This is a genomic window from Halosimplex halobium (assembly GCF_051414055.1).
Lineage (GTDB): Archaea > Halobacteriota > Halobacteria > Halobacteriales > Haloarculaceae > Halosimplex > Halosimplex halobium.
Genome location: NZ_JBLKNX010000012.1, coordinates 93570 through 108063, shown reverse-complemented (window position 1 = coordinate 108063; position 14494 = coordinate 93570). Strand labels below are relative to the sequence as shown.

Below are 14494 nucleotides of genomic sequence, written 5' to 3'. Positions count from 1 at the left end.
CCACGGCCGGATCGGTCCCGATCCGAGACATGGGAGCCGTTGGGTCGGGACGCACTTAACGCCGTGGCCGGTAACCGCCCGTTACCCGGCTGTGAGTCCTCCTGGCGTCGTAGCCCGCGTCCCTGCGTTGCACCCGACACCTCCGCGTTGCGGCCCGTTTCGTGGTTCAGCCCTGCCCGGTCTTCACGTCCACGCCCTCGAAGGTGACCTCGACGGGTTCGCCGTAGCGGTCGCCGTTCTCCTCGTCGTGGCGGTGCATGGTCGGGGGCTCGACGCGGACATCGAGCGTATAGGTGCCGTCTCCGGGGACGCGGACGTTGGCGCCGTAGTGATACAGCCCCGGGTGCCACAGCAGCGGGAGCGTCGCCGCTTCGACCTGCTCGCCGTCGCGGTCCGAGATCCTGATGCTCACCTCCGCCCCGGGGACCATCCGACCGTCGTCGGCGTCGGCGACAACCACCTCGATGTGGGCGTTCTCGTCGTCCGGTTCCCGCCATGCGAACTCCCCCTCGCCGACGAGTTCGTAGAGGCCCTCTGCCTCCTCCTGGGCGAAGCCGACGACGTAGTCGCCGGCCTCGCGGGTGTCGCCCGTGTGGACGACCTCCTCGATCATGTAGTCGACGGCCGCTCGGTAGGCGTCGCCCGCCTCCTGCGCCAGTCGCAACTGTCGGTCGTCGACCTCCTCGCTCGGCTGTTTGCCGTGTTGGCTCATGGCCGCAGGTACGGCCGGCGACTCGGTAGTCGTTCGGCCAGCGATCGAAGGGTCGCGTCGCTATCGGCGCTGGACTCCCGACTTCGGCCCCCGCGCACGTCCCGGGCGAATCTTCATACCGCCGCCGGGCGTGTCTCTCCCGATTCGGAGGCTTGGACCGATGACACCAGACCCACCTGCGGGCGATACCGATCGGGACGGCGACCGCAGCGAACCGGACGGCGACCCGGCCGGTCGCCACGAGTCGCTGTGGACCGCCACGTCCGAACCGACGGACTACGGGCCGCTCGACGGCGACATCCGCGTCGACGCGGCGGTCGTCGGCGGCGGCATCGCCGGGATCGCGACCGCATTCGAACTCGTCGAGCGGGGCCGGTCCGTCGCCGTCGTCGAGCGCGAGCGGATCCTCGACTGGACGACCGGCCGCACGACCGCCAAGGTGACCGCGCTGCACGGGCTCGTCTACGACCACCTGATCGACCACTTCGGCGTCGAGCGCGCCCGCCAGTACGCCGACGCGAACCGGGCGGCGATCGACCGCATCGCCGACACCGTCGACCGGCTCGACATCGACTGCGAGTTCGGCCGCGTCCCGGCGTACACCTACGTCGAATCGTCCGCCGACCGCCGCGACGTGCGCCGGGAGGTCGACGCCGCCCGGCGGCTCGGCCTCCCGGCCTCGTTCGTCGAGTCGACCGAACTCCCCTACGAGGTGGCCGGCGCCGTCCGGTTCGACGACCAGGCGTACTTCCACCCGCGGAAGTACCTCCTCGCGCTCGCCGAGCGGGTCGCCGACCAGGGGACCGGCGAGGGGGGCGGCGCCGGCGGCCAGTCGGGTTCCGCCGGCGGCGGGATCTACGAGGAGACGGTGGTCACGGAGGTCGACGACGGCGACCCCTGCCGGCTCGAAACGGACCGCGGCGAGGTCGTCGCCGACGACGTGGTTCTGGCGACGCACTTCCCCGTCTCCGACCACGCGCTGTACTTCTCGCGGCTCTCGCCCAAGCGGTCGTACGTGCTCGCCGCCCGGCTGTCAGGCGACCCGCCGGACGGGATGTACTACGACCCCGGCGAGCCGTACTTCTCGGTTCGTCCCCACGCCGGCTCCGAGTCGCTGGTCCTGATCGGCGGCCAGAATCACCGTACTGGCCACGCCGACAGCACGACCGACCGCTACCGGAAACTCGAACGGCGAGCCCGCGAGCGGTTCGACGTCGAGGCGGTCGAGTACCGCTGGGCGACCCAGGACTACGTCTCGGTCGACAGCGTGCCGTTCGTCGGCCGGGCGGCGCCGCAACTCGACGGCGTCTACGTCGCGACCGGCTTCGGCGGGTGGGGCATGACGAACGGGATAGCCGCCAGCGTCGTCCTCCCCGACCTGATCACCGGCCGGTCCAACCCCTGGAGCGACGTGTACGACCCGACGCGCTTCGAGTTCGGCGCTTCGAAGTCCGACCTCGTCTCGCACAACAGACACGCGATGGAGCACTTGCTCTCCGGTCGCGTCCGCGGCCGACCCGACATCGACCTCTCGGGGCTGGCTCCCGGTGAGGCGACCGTCGCCGACGAGCGCGACGACCCCGTCGCCGTCTACCGCGACGAGGACGGCGCCGTCCACGCGGTCTCGGCGGTCTGTCCGCACATGGGCTGTCTGGTCTCGTGGAACGACGGCGAACGCTCCTGGGACTGTCCCTGTCACGGATCGCGGTTCGATGTCGACGGGAGCGTCCTCGACACGCCGGCCGTCGACGACCTCGATCCCGTGGACCTCGGCGTCGGCGACGGCGGCAAGGGGGACGAAAGCCGATCGCGCGATGACTGTCCCCCTCCCCAGCGGTGAGATTCACGCAGCTGTCCCGGTACGGTCGATCCCGCGACACGCGTCAGAAAAATACGAATCGGTCGTCAGCTCCGTACCGGGCCGGGCGTCGGATCCGTTCGTCGCCGCGACGTGGCTGTCGCGAGACCGTTCCGTCAGGTCCGGGCCGCCGGCGTCGCAACGTCCGTGTCACGAGCCTCGTAAGCGCTGTAGGCGCCGAGGACGAACACCAGAAGTCCGACGACGATGTCGTTCCAGAACTCCAGATCCGTCTCGACTGCCGCGAACCCCTCGGTCGACCCGAGGATGAACGGCGTCGCGATCAGCCAGAGGCCGAGCAGCGCGACGAACGCGCCGACTCCGACGCTGCCCAGCTGCTCGTTCGAACGGCGGTAGAAGTTGTACCCGCCGAGCACGACAAGCGCCGCCCCGACGATGATGTCGCTCCAGAAGTTCCCCGCGACCGGGTTGAGGATGAACGCCTCTGCGAGCATCCACAGCCCGAGCAGGGCCACTAGAGCGGACACCCACTTGCCGGCCTCCGTCGGGTTCGTGTCGACTTCCTGCCTGTCGTGGTCGTCCTCGCGATGCTCCTGTTGGTCGTAGACCTCACTGTCGCTCATTGGAGATCGCCACCCGATCGTTCGATCCGGACGCGTAAGTATTGCCGACTCGCTCCATCGAACTGATCCGGAGAAAGGCCGCCCTAGACGGTAAGCCATTGAAATACCCGGGAACCCCCGGACATCGCGCGCCGTGCGCTTACCCACACTGTTCCCATGTATGAGAGACAACATGGGTCGAAGGTTTACCGCACTTCGCGACCAGCGACGAGAGGACACCGACGCGAACAACGCTGCCACACCGGAGGGTTCGGACGTGGCTGGCCGGATCCGTCGCGGCATCGAGGGCGGCGCGCTCGCGACGGTAGTGATGACGGTCTACCGCCTCCCGGTGACTCGTTCGCTCCCGCCGTCGGCGGAGTTCTGGGCGACGTTCGTCGCGGGCGGGCGACCACAGGACCATCCGCTGGCGGCGCTCGTCCTCCACTTCGTCTACGGGATCGGTGCCGGTGGCGTCTTCGGCGCGCTGGTCTCCGGCCGCGCGTCGCTCGACCGCGAGCGGACGCGGTCGTTCCTGGACGACAGCGTGAGCGGACCGCCCGATCGCTCGGGCGAGGTCGCCGTGACGATGGCCGGGTTGCTCTACGGCGTCGCGCTGTCCGTCGTCGGCGAACGAATCGTCCTCGGTCGACTTCTGGGCACGGAGCCCGACGACAGGTTCGCCTTCCACGTCGGGCACGTCCGCTACGGGGTCACCCTCGGCGCCTGGGTCGGGACGCGAACCCGTCGCGAAAAAAGGGAGTGAGCGCGGTATCGACGCCCGCAGGACCGCTCCTGCGGAGACGGTCCGCGAGTTCCCGCGAGCTCGAGTTCCCGCGAGCTCGAATTCACTGGTGTCAGAAGCGCTGCTGAGATCCTGCGCCGATCAGCTGGTCCGTCGCGGCGAGCGTCTCGCCGAGGACGGACGCACACTCCTGGCAGTGGGAGTGCTGGTGCTGGCTGCACTCCTGGGCGCACGCCTGGGCCGCACGCTGGAACGTCTCGACGATCTCCCCGGCGAACCGGGAGTTGCGCGGCACCGTCGCGAGCACGGTTTCGCCGAGCTCGACGACGTCCTCACAGAGACGGATACACTCCGTCATCATCGGGTCCGCCTCCTGGATACACTGGTCGGCACACCACCCGCAGACTTCGATCGCCTCGGCAACGCTCGCGAGCGACGTGCGGTACTGCTGCGGGAGCGTCCCGCCGGTCTGCATCCCTGTCGACTGCATTCCGGTCGACTGCATGCCCGTCGATTGCGTTCCGGTCGATCCCATCGATCCGCCGGCGGACTGCATCGACCCCTGTGTCGGTTGCATCTGCTGCATCGCGGCCTGCTGATTGGTCGGCTGCGCATGCTGTCCCTGTTCCGTCTGTGCGAGGTGTTGTGTCATAGTTCTGTCCGGGTCGCTACCCGTCCGACGGTTCACCGATCGGCCACAAATAGCGGTTCGATAGTTTCCTCCGATAACTGTCTCTTACTTCGATATTCCCTGGAATTCGACCACGAAGCTGTCGTATTCGGCTGGAAAACGCGACCCTACTCGCGAGGTAATCTCCCCCGATCCGGCGGTCGGATCCTTCCCGGGTCGGTGACAATCTTATGTAACAACTTTCTTGCCTGTGCGGGAGGTATTGTTACATAAGATATGACGGACGATATCTCACCCCCTCCGTCGCTGCCGAAGTACCTCGCCGAGGGGCTGCCGAAGCAGGACGTGTCGACGCTGAAAGCGACGAGAGAGTTCGTCGACGAACTGATCGCGGAGAAGGAGCGGCCGGTCGAGTCGAGCGACCTGCCCGACGACGCGACGGTCGTCGACGACGGCCCGGACGGATACGTCGTCAAAGAACTCGTGAAGTGTGGGAAAGACAGCTGCAAATGCGCCTCGGGCGCGGAGAGCGATATGCACGGGCCCTACGAGTACAGATACTACCGCGACGACGACGGGACCCTCCGAAAGGAGTACGTCGAAAACCAGTGAGTCGAGCGAGGATCGTTGACCGGACAGTTCGTCTACCGGGGTGACGAGTCTTCGGTGGATAGCCCCCGCGAATGGGTCGTGGGACGAGTCTGATGAAGTCCAGATCCTGGACCCCGACGAGTGGGTGACGGGACGAGACACACACACCGGGTTTCCGGTGAAACGGGGGAGCAGGTGGGGTTAGCTTGACGGACTGCGAGGGGGGTGAGGGAGATCGAATCGTTCCTGTTGAGAACTGAATTGCGATAGATAGCAACTCTACAGACGGATCGTGGAGTGTACACGGATCAGCTGACGATCGATGCTCCGCCTGACCGTGACCTGACCGTGAAAATATTCGGATGACTGTGACAACACCGGATAGAATATAAAAGACTGACCTATCTCTTAGCGGTTCCTGAAAACAACAGTTTGAATTTCTCTACCCATGCACTAACTAACACTATAGAAAGATTTAATATAATATAATAGAGTATGACCCCAGAAGATAGTCCACGGGAAATGAGGTAGAACAGTCCATCGAGACACAGACACAGTCCATCGAGACACAGACAGACTAAACTTCGACTCCCTGTCAATCTCTATCAGCTGAGTGCTCGATATCACTGCATTCTTTCTATCTCCACCTGTCACCTCATCCTCCTTTTTGTGTATCATTCTCTCTTGGTTCGGTCCCTACCAGTCGTGATTCCGTAGCGATTGACTGCTGGCACACCGGGTTTCCGGTGAACTATTCCCCACCCATCGTCGGGTCGTTCGTCTATGCTCATTCTTTCGATTCCAGGGATTCAACCTCTATTCGAGTCGATCTGCGCCACCAGTAACGTTGTCCCTCGTAGCCCTCTTCTCGATCTCGGCCAACACTGCGGCATTCACCGGAACGCTCTCCGTTCACCGGAACGCTCTCATTTTATCGTACCCACGGAGGCTCAGCCACTGCCGACGATCGTGCCGGTCAGAACTGGTTGAATCCACTGTACCGGACGGATCTATTGTGTTGGTCGAATGCACTGCATCAGTCGAGCAGATCGGTCGGATTCATGCTGTCCGTCGTGTCATGCATCGTCATGCTGTCCGTCGTGTCATGCATCGTCATGCTGTCCGTCGTGTCATGCATCGTCATGCTGTCCGTCGTGTCATGCATCGCGATCCCGTGCTACATTATTTCAGATCCGCTCGGTCGCGATCCCGAACCCCCGTTTCAACTGCACCCCTCCCCACCCCCCTCCCCCCGTTTCACCGGAAACCCGGTGTGTGTGTCTCACCACTCTACTCCCCCATCCCCCACCGAATTTCCGTGCTCTAGGAAAGAATAAAGTGATTTCACCGGAAACACGGTGTCACAATCGCATGTCAGGCTCCGACGATCTGTTCATCAGGGAAGACCCGATTTTCGTCCAGAAGGAACTGCTCGAGATCAACCACCTTCCGGACGAGGGCCGGATCGTCGGCCGCGACGAGGAGATCCAGAACCTCGCGAACGCCGTCAATCCCGCCATCTTCGGACAGAGCCCCAGCAACGTCCTCATCTACGGGAAGACGGGCACGGGCAAATCTCTCTGTGCGAAACACGTTTCGCGACGGCTCACGTCGACGGCGAACGACGAGGGAGTGGCCGCGACGTTCGCCTACGTCGACTGCGCCCAGGACTCCACCGAGACGCAGGCAGTCCAGACCATCGCCGCGACGCTCAACGACCGGTCGCGGACCGACATCAAGATCCCCGACAAGGGGATCGCGACCTCGACGTACTACAAGCGGCTCTGGCGGATCCTCGACGAACTGTACGACGTGGTTCTCGTCATCCTCGACGAGATCGACAAACTCGAGGACGACGACATCCTGATGCAACTCTCCCGCGCCGGCGAGGCCGGCAAGATCGAGAACTGCAAGATCGGCGTCATCGGGATCAGCAACAAGATCAAGTACAAGGAAGAGCAGCTCAACGAGCGGGTCAAGTCGAGTCTCTGCGAGCGCGAGTTCGTCTTCCCGCCGTACGACGGCACGCAGCTCAACCGGATCATGGAGGCCCGACGGGACGCCTTCAGGGATGGCGTCCTCGAGGACGGCGTCATCCCGAAGGCGTCGGCGCTGGCCGCTCGCGAGCACGGTGACGCCCGCCAGGCCATCGATATCCTCCGCTACGCCGGCGAGATCGCCCAGTCCCGCGGCGCCGACCGCGTCACCGAGGAGTTCGTCGTCGACGCCCGCGAACGCGCCGAGACCGACCGGTTCCGCGAGTTGATCCGCGGCTCGACGCCCCACTCCCGGTACGTCCTCCAGGCGCTCACCGTGCTCTCGCTCAACGAGGACAATCAAGACGGGTTCCGGACCACCGAGGTCTACGATGTCTACAAGGAGATCTGCCGCCAGGAGAGCTCCGACACCCTCTCGCTGCGGCGGGTTCGCGACCTGCTCAAGGAGCACGCCTTCCTCGACATCATCGAGCAGTCCCGCCACAGCGGCGGGAGCGCCGAGGGGAGTTACACGAACCACAAACTGCTCGAAGACCCCGAAGTCGTTCGCGACGTACTCGCCGACACGATCGAGTGACCTCCGTCAGCCCGATCCGCTCGACCCCCCATCCGCTCCGGGCTCGCTCGAACCCCTCTCCGATCGTTCTACTAATCTCACATTACTGCTCCATTCACCGGAAATCCGGTGTGCCTCACGCTCGAGTAACGCGCTGCTACCCGGATTTCACCGGAAATCCGGTGTCCCCGAACGGCCGTCCGAACCTCCGAACGCCGGTTCACCGGAAACGCGGTGTCCGCGAACGTGGCGGCTTTCCGGGACCGGTCCTGCGATCGTTCTCCGATTGCGTCCGTTCCTCCGCTGACCGGTCGTAGCAGCCCCGGATCCCCGTCGTGTGTCGCCCCGTTCACTGGCGGAGTGCGAGCGCTATCGCCGGCGGGCTGCGAGGAACCAGGACGCCCGGGCACACGCCGGGTCGTAATCCCCGGAGTCGTCGGCTTCGCCGCCTTTCGACGCCTGCTGTCGGGCGATCTCGGAGGGAAGGTCCGGGCATCGGGGCGAGGCCCGCTCGGTCGAAGACTGCCCCATCCGGGACTGCATCCCGACTGTCTCGTAGTCGCCGTCCGATCTCGACCGGTCGTACTCGATGACTCGGCGGACGTACGCGGGGGTTTCATTCGGGACCGTAGCCTGATCCGCGGCGGTCGCAGGTTCGGACTCCCCGTCGTCGGTACCGTCGGTGGTGGCCTGTTCACTCGCACTGACGGCGGCTTCCCCCGTGTCCGGATTGGTCGTGCCGCCGGGGCCGCCGCTGGATGGGGACCGGTGGCTACCCGTGCCCTCGTCGGCGCCGTGGTTGCCTGGAGCGTCCGCGTTCGGACCACTCCGAGGCACGTCGTTGCGTTCGCGATTCGAATCCCGTCCGCCCGAGATCTCGTGTAAACTCATGGTGTGTCTCGCTGGGGCGCGTCGCAGCCAACTCTACAGGACGGTCCATCATAAACTGGCGATACCGTTCTTTCGCTCCCGACGGGGAAAGTCGCCGTTACTCGCAACAGTGGAGCACACGGTCCGATTACTCGACCCGATACTCCGGTTACCTGCTTCCGTCGACCCGGTCGTCCCAGTTTCGTTCGCACATTCTCGGTTCCGCTCGCGTGAACTCCCCGAGAGATCCGTCGTTACCCGGACGACCGGTGGCAGGGATCACGGAAATGCGTCAGTAAATTACAGAGATACCACTGTAAGGGGGTGTCGAGTCCGGAACGGCTCCAGGAAGGCCATCCGATCGTGTCTTACAACTATCCCATTAATGTCTAATGAAATATAAATATACATACATAAATTCGGTCGGTGTGGTGGTCCGGGTCGGCAGCTGTCCGGGAGGAGAAACCGCGAAAATCGCGAAAGTGAACACTGAACCGATCAAAGAGTCAATGACCGAGGAGTCACGTGGGAATCGGAAGTCTCGATCGAAGACGGCCAGTTCTGCATACTCTCGCCGCTTGCGGACCGAATTCGTATGGGTCTCTCGCCGACGAACGGATCGGACCGTCGATCCAAATTATAATACGAAATCTGCCACTTCTATATAAAGAAATCTGACATACAGTTCCTGAACTGATCGGTGGCGTCCCGGTCCTACGAGGTTCCCTATCGCTCCGTTCGCGACACCGCAGATTTCATGCCGGTGCGCGGAGAGGGCCGCGCATGGACTACATCTGGATCGCCGCCGGAGCGGGGCTCGTGGTGGTGTCGCTCGTCGCGATCGCGGTTCGGCGTCGCCGGTCGTCGGGGAGCCGAGCGTCCGAGCGCGCCCACGAGGCGGCACAGGAGCGGGATCCGCCCGTCGAGATCGGGGAGTCCTACACGGTCGGAGTGACCGAGTTCTCGGATCACCACTCGGGCGAAACGGTCGCGGTCGGCAAAGTCGAGGGGTTCGTCCTGTTCGTTGAGGACGTTCCGTCGGGCGTCGATGTCGGCGACGCCATCCGTGCGAAGGTGGTGTCGTTCAACAGAGGGCACACGTCGGCCGACGCGGTCTTCGTCGAGCGCGCTTGAGACAGCGTCCCGCGTCCGCTCGTCGTCCGCTCGTCGACTCTCGGATTGACTCGCCCGGGAGACGCTATTAGCGCTCGGTTTCGGTCCGGACACGAGGGTCGAGCGAGCCGTAGAGCACGTCCTGGAGGAAGTTGCCGGTGATGCCGATGAAGACGACGACCATCGTCGTCCAGATGACGAGGGCGGTGTCGCTCTCGCGGATGGCGCGCAGGCTGGCCCCGGCGAGTCCGGGGATCCCGACGACCGCCTCGATGATGTAGATGTTCAACACGAGGACGGCCAGCAGCTCGGTCATCGACAGCGAGACGATCGGGATGGCCGCGTTCCTGAGGACGTGACGCGCGAGCCGGAGGCGGTCGGCGCCTTTCGCGCGGAGCATCTTCACGAACGCCCGTCCGGTCTGTTCGAGCGCGGACGCGCGAGCGAACCTGACCTGTCCGGCGAGGAGACTCGCCGCGACGGCGGTCGTCGCGAGCGCCCACCGACCGAGGGAGACGGGGATCACGCCCTCCGCGGAAAAGTACTGGAGGTAGATCACGAGCATGAACACCGGGACGCCGAACAGCGCGTAGGCGGCCAGGCGGACCGACCAGTCGAAGGTCCCGTCCTTCGCGAGCGCGGCGAACAGCCCAAGTAACACGCCCGCGAGGACGGCGACAACGACGCCGGGGACGACGTAGCCGAGCGTCGCCTGGACGCGGCCGTCGAGGACCGCGACCACCGGCTGGCGGTAGGCGAACGAATACCCCCAGTCGAGCGTCGTCACGTCGACGAGCCAGCCGACGTAGCGTTCGTGCATCGGGGTGTCGAGGTCACGCGCGGCGACGAACCCCTCCCGGATCGATTCGAGCTGTTCCTCAGACGCGCCACCCCACGAGGCGAGCGCGAGTCGCTGTTGCAGCCGCAGCCTGACCGTGCTCGCGATGACGAAGAAGGTGATCGTCACGACCAGATATGCCGAGAGGACGGCGAACGCGGCGCGCCGGAGGACGTACCGGAGGTAGCTCATCGCGGCCGTCCCTCCTCCGAGGGGCGCGCAGCGAGGGCGGGCCGACCCGCGGCGGAGCTGCGAGAGCGTGCGGGACCTTCCGGGACGGAGCGACGGAAGCGTGGGAGGCCATCGCGGTCGGAGGGCAGTGGTACCATCGGTCGTGGCTTGTTTTGTCATCACACGGTATAAAATTTGATTTGGTCGGCTGTGCCATGGGTGGGCATGCCCTCCAGCGATTCCGATCCCCCGGAGTTCGCGCGGGTCGACTGGGACGCGGCGGCGTCCGGTCGCCGGCGACCGTCCGCGCGGACGGCCGGGTTCGCGCTCGCACTGCTCGCGGTCGCAGGACTGCTCGCCTACGACCTCGCCGTCGCGCCCGAGAAGACGCTCCCCTTCCTCGAGTGGGACGTCAACCGGTCGGGCTGGCTGGTCGTCGTGGCACTGGTCGTCCTCGGGCGGTACGTCCTCGTGCCGCTGGTGGCCGACCGCGACCGGACCGCCCGACACGTCCGGGCGTTCCTCGCCCGGCCCGCTGGCGTCTTCGCGCTCGGGTACCTCGTCCTGTTCGGCCTGCTCGGCGTGCTCGGGCCGGAGCTGTTCCAGTTCACCTACGCGAAGCTCGACGCCCGGCTCCAGCCGCCGGTGTTCGCGGGTGTGAACGCCAGTATCGCCGAAACCTACTCCTGTGTGGGGCCGGTCGTCGACGGCGTCTGTCGGGGGACCTGGCAGTACCCCCTCGGGACGAACTACATCGGCGAGAACGTCATCGAGGGGCTGATCGGCGGGATGCACGTCGCGGTCAAGGTCGGCGTCGCGACCGCGGTGGTGATGGCCGCCGTCGCGACGACGGTCGGGACGGTCGCCGGCTACTACGGCGGCTGGGTCGACGACCTGCTGATGCGCTACGTCGACGTCCAGCAGACGGTCCCCGCGATCGTCGTCTACATCGTCCTCGCGACGCTGTTTTTCGGCAACATCGAGGGGGTCTCCGACGGCGGCATCTTCGCGTTCGTGCTCGTGTTCGGCCTGCTCGACTGGGGCGGGATCGCTCGCCTCGTCCGCGGCGAGGCCATGCAGCGGCGGAGCGCGGGCTACGTCCGTGCGGCGAAAGCGGCCGGCGCGAGCGACCTGCACGTGATCCGCCGCCACGTCGTCCCGAACGCGACGGCCACCATCGTCACCGCGCTCACGCGGCGAATCCCCCTGCTCGTGCTCGCGCAGGTCGGGCTCGCGTACCTCGCGCTCAACTCGGCGCGGCCGGCCTCGTTCGGCGAACTCCTCCGGGTCAGCCTGGAGGGGCGACACATGCCCTGGCACGTCCAGTGGTGGACTTCGGTGCCGGCCGTCCTCCTGCTGGTCGGGCTGGTCGTCTCCTTCAACGTCTTCGGTGACACCGTCCGGGACGTGCTCGACCCGCGGGAGGAGGTGCGGTAGATGGCCGACCCGCTCCTCGCGGTCCGCGACCTGCGGGTCCGCTTCGAGACCGACGAGGGTGTCGTCCGCGCGGTCGACGGCGTCGACTTCGACGTGGGCGAGGGCGAGACGGTCTGTCTCGTCGGCGAGTCGGGCTCGGGCAAGACCGTCGCCTGCGAGTCGATCACCCGACTGCTCCCCGACTCCGCCGCTGTCGACGGGAAGATCCGCTTCGACGGGACCGACCTCACCGACTGCTCGGCGTCGGAGCTCGAATCCTACCGCGGCGGCCGTATCGGCCACGTCTTCCAGAACCCCCAGGACGCCCTGGACCCCGTATACACCGTGGGCGAGCAGGTCGTCGAGGCGATCCGCATCCACCGCGACGTGTCGAAGGCGACCGCCCGCGAGGAGGCCGTCGCGCTGCTGGACCGCGTCGGGATCGGCGAGGCCGAGGCTCGCTTCGGCGACTACCCCCACCAGTTCTCCGGCGGGATGAAACAGCGCGTCGTCGTCGCGATGGCCCTGGCGCCCGACCCCGACCTGCTGATCGCCGACGAGCCGACGACGGCGCTGGACGTGACCATCCAGCGCCAGGTGCTGGAGCTCCTCGCGGACCTGCAGGCCGAACGCGGGATGGCGCTTTTGTTCGTCACCCACGACCTGGGCGTCGTCGCTGAGATCGCCGACCGCGTCGTCGTCATGTACGCCGGGAAGGTGATGGAGACGGGCGGCGTCCACGAGCTGTTCGACGACCCGGCGCACCCGTACACGCGAGCGCTGCTGGCGTGTCTCCCCGGCCGGGGCGAGGGGTTCGAGACGATCGGCGGGTCGATCCCGGAGCCGACCGACCCGCCCGACGGCTGCCGGTTCCACCCGCGCTGTCCGCACGCGGTCGACGACTGCGAGACCGGCGACCAGCCCGCGTTCCGGGCCGTCGACGGAGGCCGTGCCGACACCGACAGCGGAGGGTCGGGAGGTCCGGAGGGGGACACCGATGCGGGTGGGACCGACCACGAGGTCGCCTGTCTGCTCTACGACGACGACCACGCGCTCCCGCCGGAGCTGGGGGTGAGCGATGACTGACACCCCGCTTCTCGACGTGCGGGATCTCGAGAAGCACTACCCGGTCCGGTCGGGGCTGCTCCGGCGGGTGACCGGCCACGTCGAGGCCGTCGACGGCGTGAGTTTCGAGGTACGCGCAGGCGAGACGGTCGGGCTCGTCGGCGAGTCCGGCTGCGGCAAGTCCACGACCGCGACGACGCTGCTGGGGCTCGAAGAACCGACCGGCGGCGAGGTACGCTTCGACGGCGACCCGGTCGCGGAGCTGACGGGCGACGACCGCGACCGTTTCCGCCGGCGCGCGCAGGTCGTCTTCCAGGACCCCAACTCCGCGTTCGACCCCCGGCTCACCGTCGGCGAGTCGGTCGCGGAACCGCTGGCGATCCACGGCCTGCGCGACGCCGAGCGCCGCCGGGAGATCGTCGTCGACACGCTCGAACGCGTGGGCCTCTCGGCGGCCGACGCCGACCGCTACCCCCACGAGTTCTCCGGCGGGCAGAAACAGCGGATCGCGCTCGCCCGCGCGCTCGTGCTCGACCCCGACCTGCTGGTCGTCGACGAGCCCGTCTCCGCGCTGGACGTGAGCGTCCAGGCGGAGATCCTCTCGCTGCTCGACGACCTGCAGGCCGACCTGGGACTCGCGATGGTGCTCATCAGCCACGACCTGGGCGTCGTCCGCCAGATATGCGACCGCGTCTGCGTCATGTACCTCGGCGAGGTGGTCGAGCGCGGGCCCACCGAGGCGCTGTTCGACGACCCGCGCCACCCCTACACCGAGGCGCTCCTGTCGGCCATCCCCGAGCCGGACCCGGACGCCCGCGACGCGGCCGTCGAGCTGACCGGCGACGTGCCAGACCCGTCGAACCCGCCCGCAGGCTGTTCGTTCCACCCGCGGTGTCACCGCGTCATCCCACCGGAGGGGCTCGATTTCCGGGACGGCGCCTTCCGCGCGGTCCTCGACCTCCGGCTCGCCGTCGAGCGCGGCGACGTGGACGCCGACGAGTTCGAAGTGCCCGAGGCCGTCCGCGAGGCGTTCGGCGTCCCCGACGATCTGTCAGACGACGAGGTCGAGCAGCCCCTCGCAGAGGCGGTCGAGGCGGTTGCGGCGGGTCGGATCGACGAGGCGGCCGACCGACTCGACGCCTTCGAGAGCGTCTGCGAGCGCGAGGACCCCGCGCTCGAACCGGTCGACGGGGAAGGAAGTGGAGGCGAAGGTCACCTCGCCGCGTGTCTCCGGACCGGCGAGTCGATCGAGGGATCGTCGACGACCGAGTGATTCCACCACGTCGAGCAACGGTCGCCGACCTGGTCAGGCGGCGTCATCGCAGTGGCACTCGGCCCCCTGGGCGGACCGACGGGCGATCGGGTCGT

The 14494-nt window shown here is 66.5% G+C and carries 13 protein-coding genes; 8 read left to right on the top strand and 5 right to left on the bottom strand.

The window, feature by feature from the left end; genetic code table 11:
- Nucleotides 1-166: 166 nt before the first annotated feature.
- Nucleotides 167-712, bottom strand: a complete 546-nt coding sequence (locus ACMGFG_RS13560; RefSeq protein WP_436930861.1) for an iron transporter — start codon at nt 710-712, stop codon at nt 167-169.
- Nucleotides 713-872: 160 nt separating this feature from the next.
- Between ACMGFG_RS13560 and ACMGFG_RS13555 the strand changes: the two genes are divergently transcribed.
- Nucleotides 873-2552, top strand: a complete 1680-nt coding sequence (locus ACMGFG_RS13555; protein WP_436930860.1) for an FAD-dependent oxidoreductase — start codon at nt 873-875, stop codon at nt 2550-2552.
- Nucleotides 2553-2686: 134 nt separating this feature from the next.
- Here ACMGFG_RS13555 and ACMGFG_RS13550 read toward each other — a convergent pair whose 3' ends face one another.
- Nucleotides 2687-3154 carry an SPW repeat protein gene (locus ACMGFG_RS13550; protein WP_436930859.1) on the bottom strand — a complete coding sequence of 156 codons (468 nt, stop codon included), beginning with the start codon at nt 3152-3154 and terminating at the stop codon, nt 2687-2689.
- A 256-nt stretch (nt 3155-3410) separates the two neighbouring features.
- Here ACMGFG_RS13550 and ACMGFG_RS13545 point away from each other — a divergent pair, with 256 nt between their 5' ends.
- Nucleotides 3411-3899: a hypothetical protein gene (locus tag ACMGFG_RS13545; protein WP_436930858.1), complete on the top strand. Its 489-nt coding sequence runs from the start codon at nt 3411-3413 to the stop codon at nt 3897-3899.
- 91 nt (nt 3900-3990) lie between these two features.
- Here ACMGFG_RS13545 and ACMGFG_RS13540 read toward each other — a convergent pair whose 3' ends face one another.
- On the bottom strand, nt 3991-4530 hold the full coding sequence (locus tag ACMGFG_RS13540) for a four-helix bundle copper-binding protein (protein WP_436930857.1): 540 nt from the start codon (nt 4528-4530) through the stop codon (nt 3991-3993).
- A gap of 255 nt (nt 4531-4785) precedes the next feature.
- On the opposite strand from ACMGFG_RS13540, the gene ACMGFG_RS13535 reads away from it, so the two are divergent.
- The gene (locus tag ACMGFG_RS13535) at nt 4786-5121 is read left to right on the top strand and encodes a DUF6788 family protein (protein ID WP_436930856.1); all 336 of its coding nucleotides are present in this window, start codon (nt 4786-4788) and stop codon (nt 5119-5121) included.
- A gap of 1350 nt (nt 5122-6471) precedes the next feature.
- Nucleotides 6472-7674 (top strand): orc1/cdc6 family replication initiation protein, encoded by a 1203-nt coding sequence (locus tag ACMGFG_RS13530; RefSeq protein WP_436930855.1) that lies wholly within the window; start codon nt 6472-6474, stop codon nt 7672-7674.
- Nucleotides 7675-8022: 348 nt separating this feature from the next.
- Here ACMGFG_RS13530 and ACMGFG_RS13525 read toward each other — a convergent pair whose 3' ends face one another.
- Nucleotides 8023-8544 carry a hypothetical protein gene (locus tag ACMGFG_RS13525; protein WP_436930854.1) on the bottom strand — a complete coding sequence of 174 codons (522 nt, stop codon included), beginning with the start codon at nt 8542-8544 and terminating at the stop codon, nt 8023-8025.
- 762 nt (nt 8545-9306) lie between these two features.
- Here ACMGFG_RS13525 and ACMGFG_RS13520 point away from each other — a divergent pair.
- Nucleotides 9307-9657, top strand: coding sequence for a TRAM domain-containing protein (locus tag ACMGFG_RS13520; protein ID WP_436930853.1), 351 nt, complete (start codon nt 9307-9309; stop codon nt 9655-9657).
- Nucleotides 9658-9724: 67 nt separating this feature from the next.
- Here the strand turns inward: ACMGFG_RS13520 and ACMGFG_RS13515 are convergent, their stop codons facing one another.
- Nucleotides 9725-10666, bottom strand: coding sequence for an ABC transporter permease (locus tag ACMGFG_RS13515; RefSeq protein ID WP_436930852.1), 942 nt, complete (start codon nt 10664-10666; stop codon nt 9725-9727).
- Nucleotides 10667-10870: 204 nt separating this feature from the next.
- Between ACMGFG_RS13515 and ACMGFG_RS13510 the strand changes: the two genes are divergently transcribed.
- From ACMGFG_RS13510 to ACMGFG_RS13500, 3 genes are read left to right on the top strand one after another with little or no spacing between them, the layout of a single operon-like run.
- Complete coding sequence (locus tag ACMGFG_RS13510) at nt 10871-12082, top strand: ABC transporter permease (RefSeq protein ID WP_436930851.1); 1212 nt, start codon at nt 10871-10873, stop codon at nt 12080-12082.
- Nucleotides 12083-13147: an ABC transporter ATP-binding protein gene (locus ACMGFG_RS13505; protein ID WP_436930850.1), complete on the top strand. Its 1065-nt coding sequence runs from the start codon at nt 12083-12085 to the stop codon at nt 13145-13147.
- On the top strand, nt 13140-14399 hold the full coding sequence (locus tag ACMGFG_RS13500) for an ABC transporter ATP-binding protein (protein WP_436930849.1): 1260 nt from the start codon (nt 13140-13142) through the stop codon (nt 14397-14399). The genes ACMGFG_RS13505 and ACMGFG_RS13500 overlap by 8 nt, the downstream gene beginning before the upstream one ends.
- The last annotated feature ends 95 nt before the right edge of the window (nt 14400-14494 follow it).

Excerpts from the sequence above, each read along its gene's own strand:
- ACMGFG_RS13560 (WP_436930861.1), bottom strand. The coding sequence starts at position 712 with ATGAGCCAACACGGCAAACAGCCGAGCGAGGAGGTCGACGACCGACAG.
- ACMGFG_RS13555 (WP_436930860.1), top strand. The coding sequence starts at position 873 with ATGACACCAGACCCACCTGCGGGCGATACCGATCGGGACGGCGACCGC.
- ACMGFG_RS13550 (WP_436930859.1), bottom strand. The coding sequence starts at position 3,154 with ATGAGCGACAGTGAGGTCTACGACCAACAGGAGCATCGCGAGGACGAC.
- ACMGFG_RS13540 (WP_436930857.1), bottom strand. The coding sequence starts at position 4,530 with ATGACACAACACCTCGCACAGACGGAACAGGGACAGCATGCGCAGCCG.
- ACMGFG_RS13535 (WP_436930856.1), top strand. The coding sequence starts at position 4,786 with ATGACGGACGATATCTCACCCCCTCCGTCGCTGCCGAAGTACCTCGCC.
- ACMGFG_RS13530 (WP_436930855.1), top strand. The coding sequence starts at position 6,472 with ATGTCAGGCTCCGACGATCTGTTCATCAGGGAAGACCCGATTTTCGTC.
- ACMGFG_RS13525 (WP_436930854.1), bottom strand. The coding sequence starts at position 8,544 with ATGAGTTTACACGAGATCTCGGGCGGACGGGATTCGAATCGCGAACGC.
- ACMGFG_RS13520 (WP_436930853.1), top strand. The coding sequence starts at position 9,307 with ATGGACTACATCTGGATCGCCGCCGGAGCGGGGCTCGTGGTGGTGTCG.
- ACMGFG_RS13515 (WP_436930852.1), bottom strand. The coding sequence starts at position 10,666 with ATGAGCTACCTCCGGTACGTCCTCCGGCGCGCCGCGTTCGCCGTCCTC.
- ACMGFG_RS13510 (WP_436930851.1), top strand. The coding sequence starts at position 10,871 with ATGCCCTCCAGCGATTCCGATCCCCCGGAGTTCGCGCGGGTCGACTGG.
- ACMGFG_RS13505 (WP_436930850.1), top strand. The coding sequence starts at position 12,083 with ATGGCCGACCCGCTCCTCGCGGTCCGCGACCTGCGGGTCCGCTTCGAG.
- ACMGFG_RS13500 (WP_436930849.1), top strand. The coding sequence starts at position 13,140 with ATGACTGACACCCCGCTTCTCGACGTGCGGGATCTCGAGAAGCACTAC.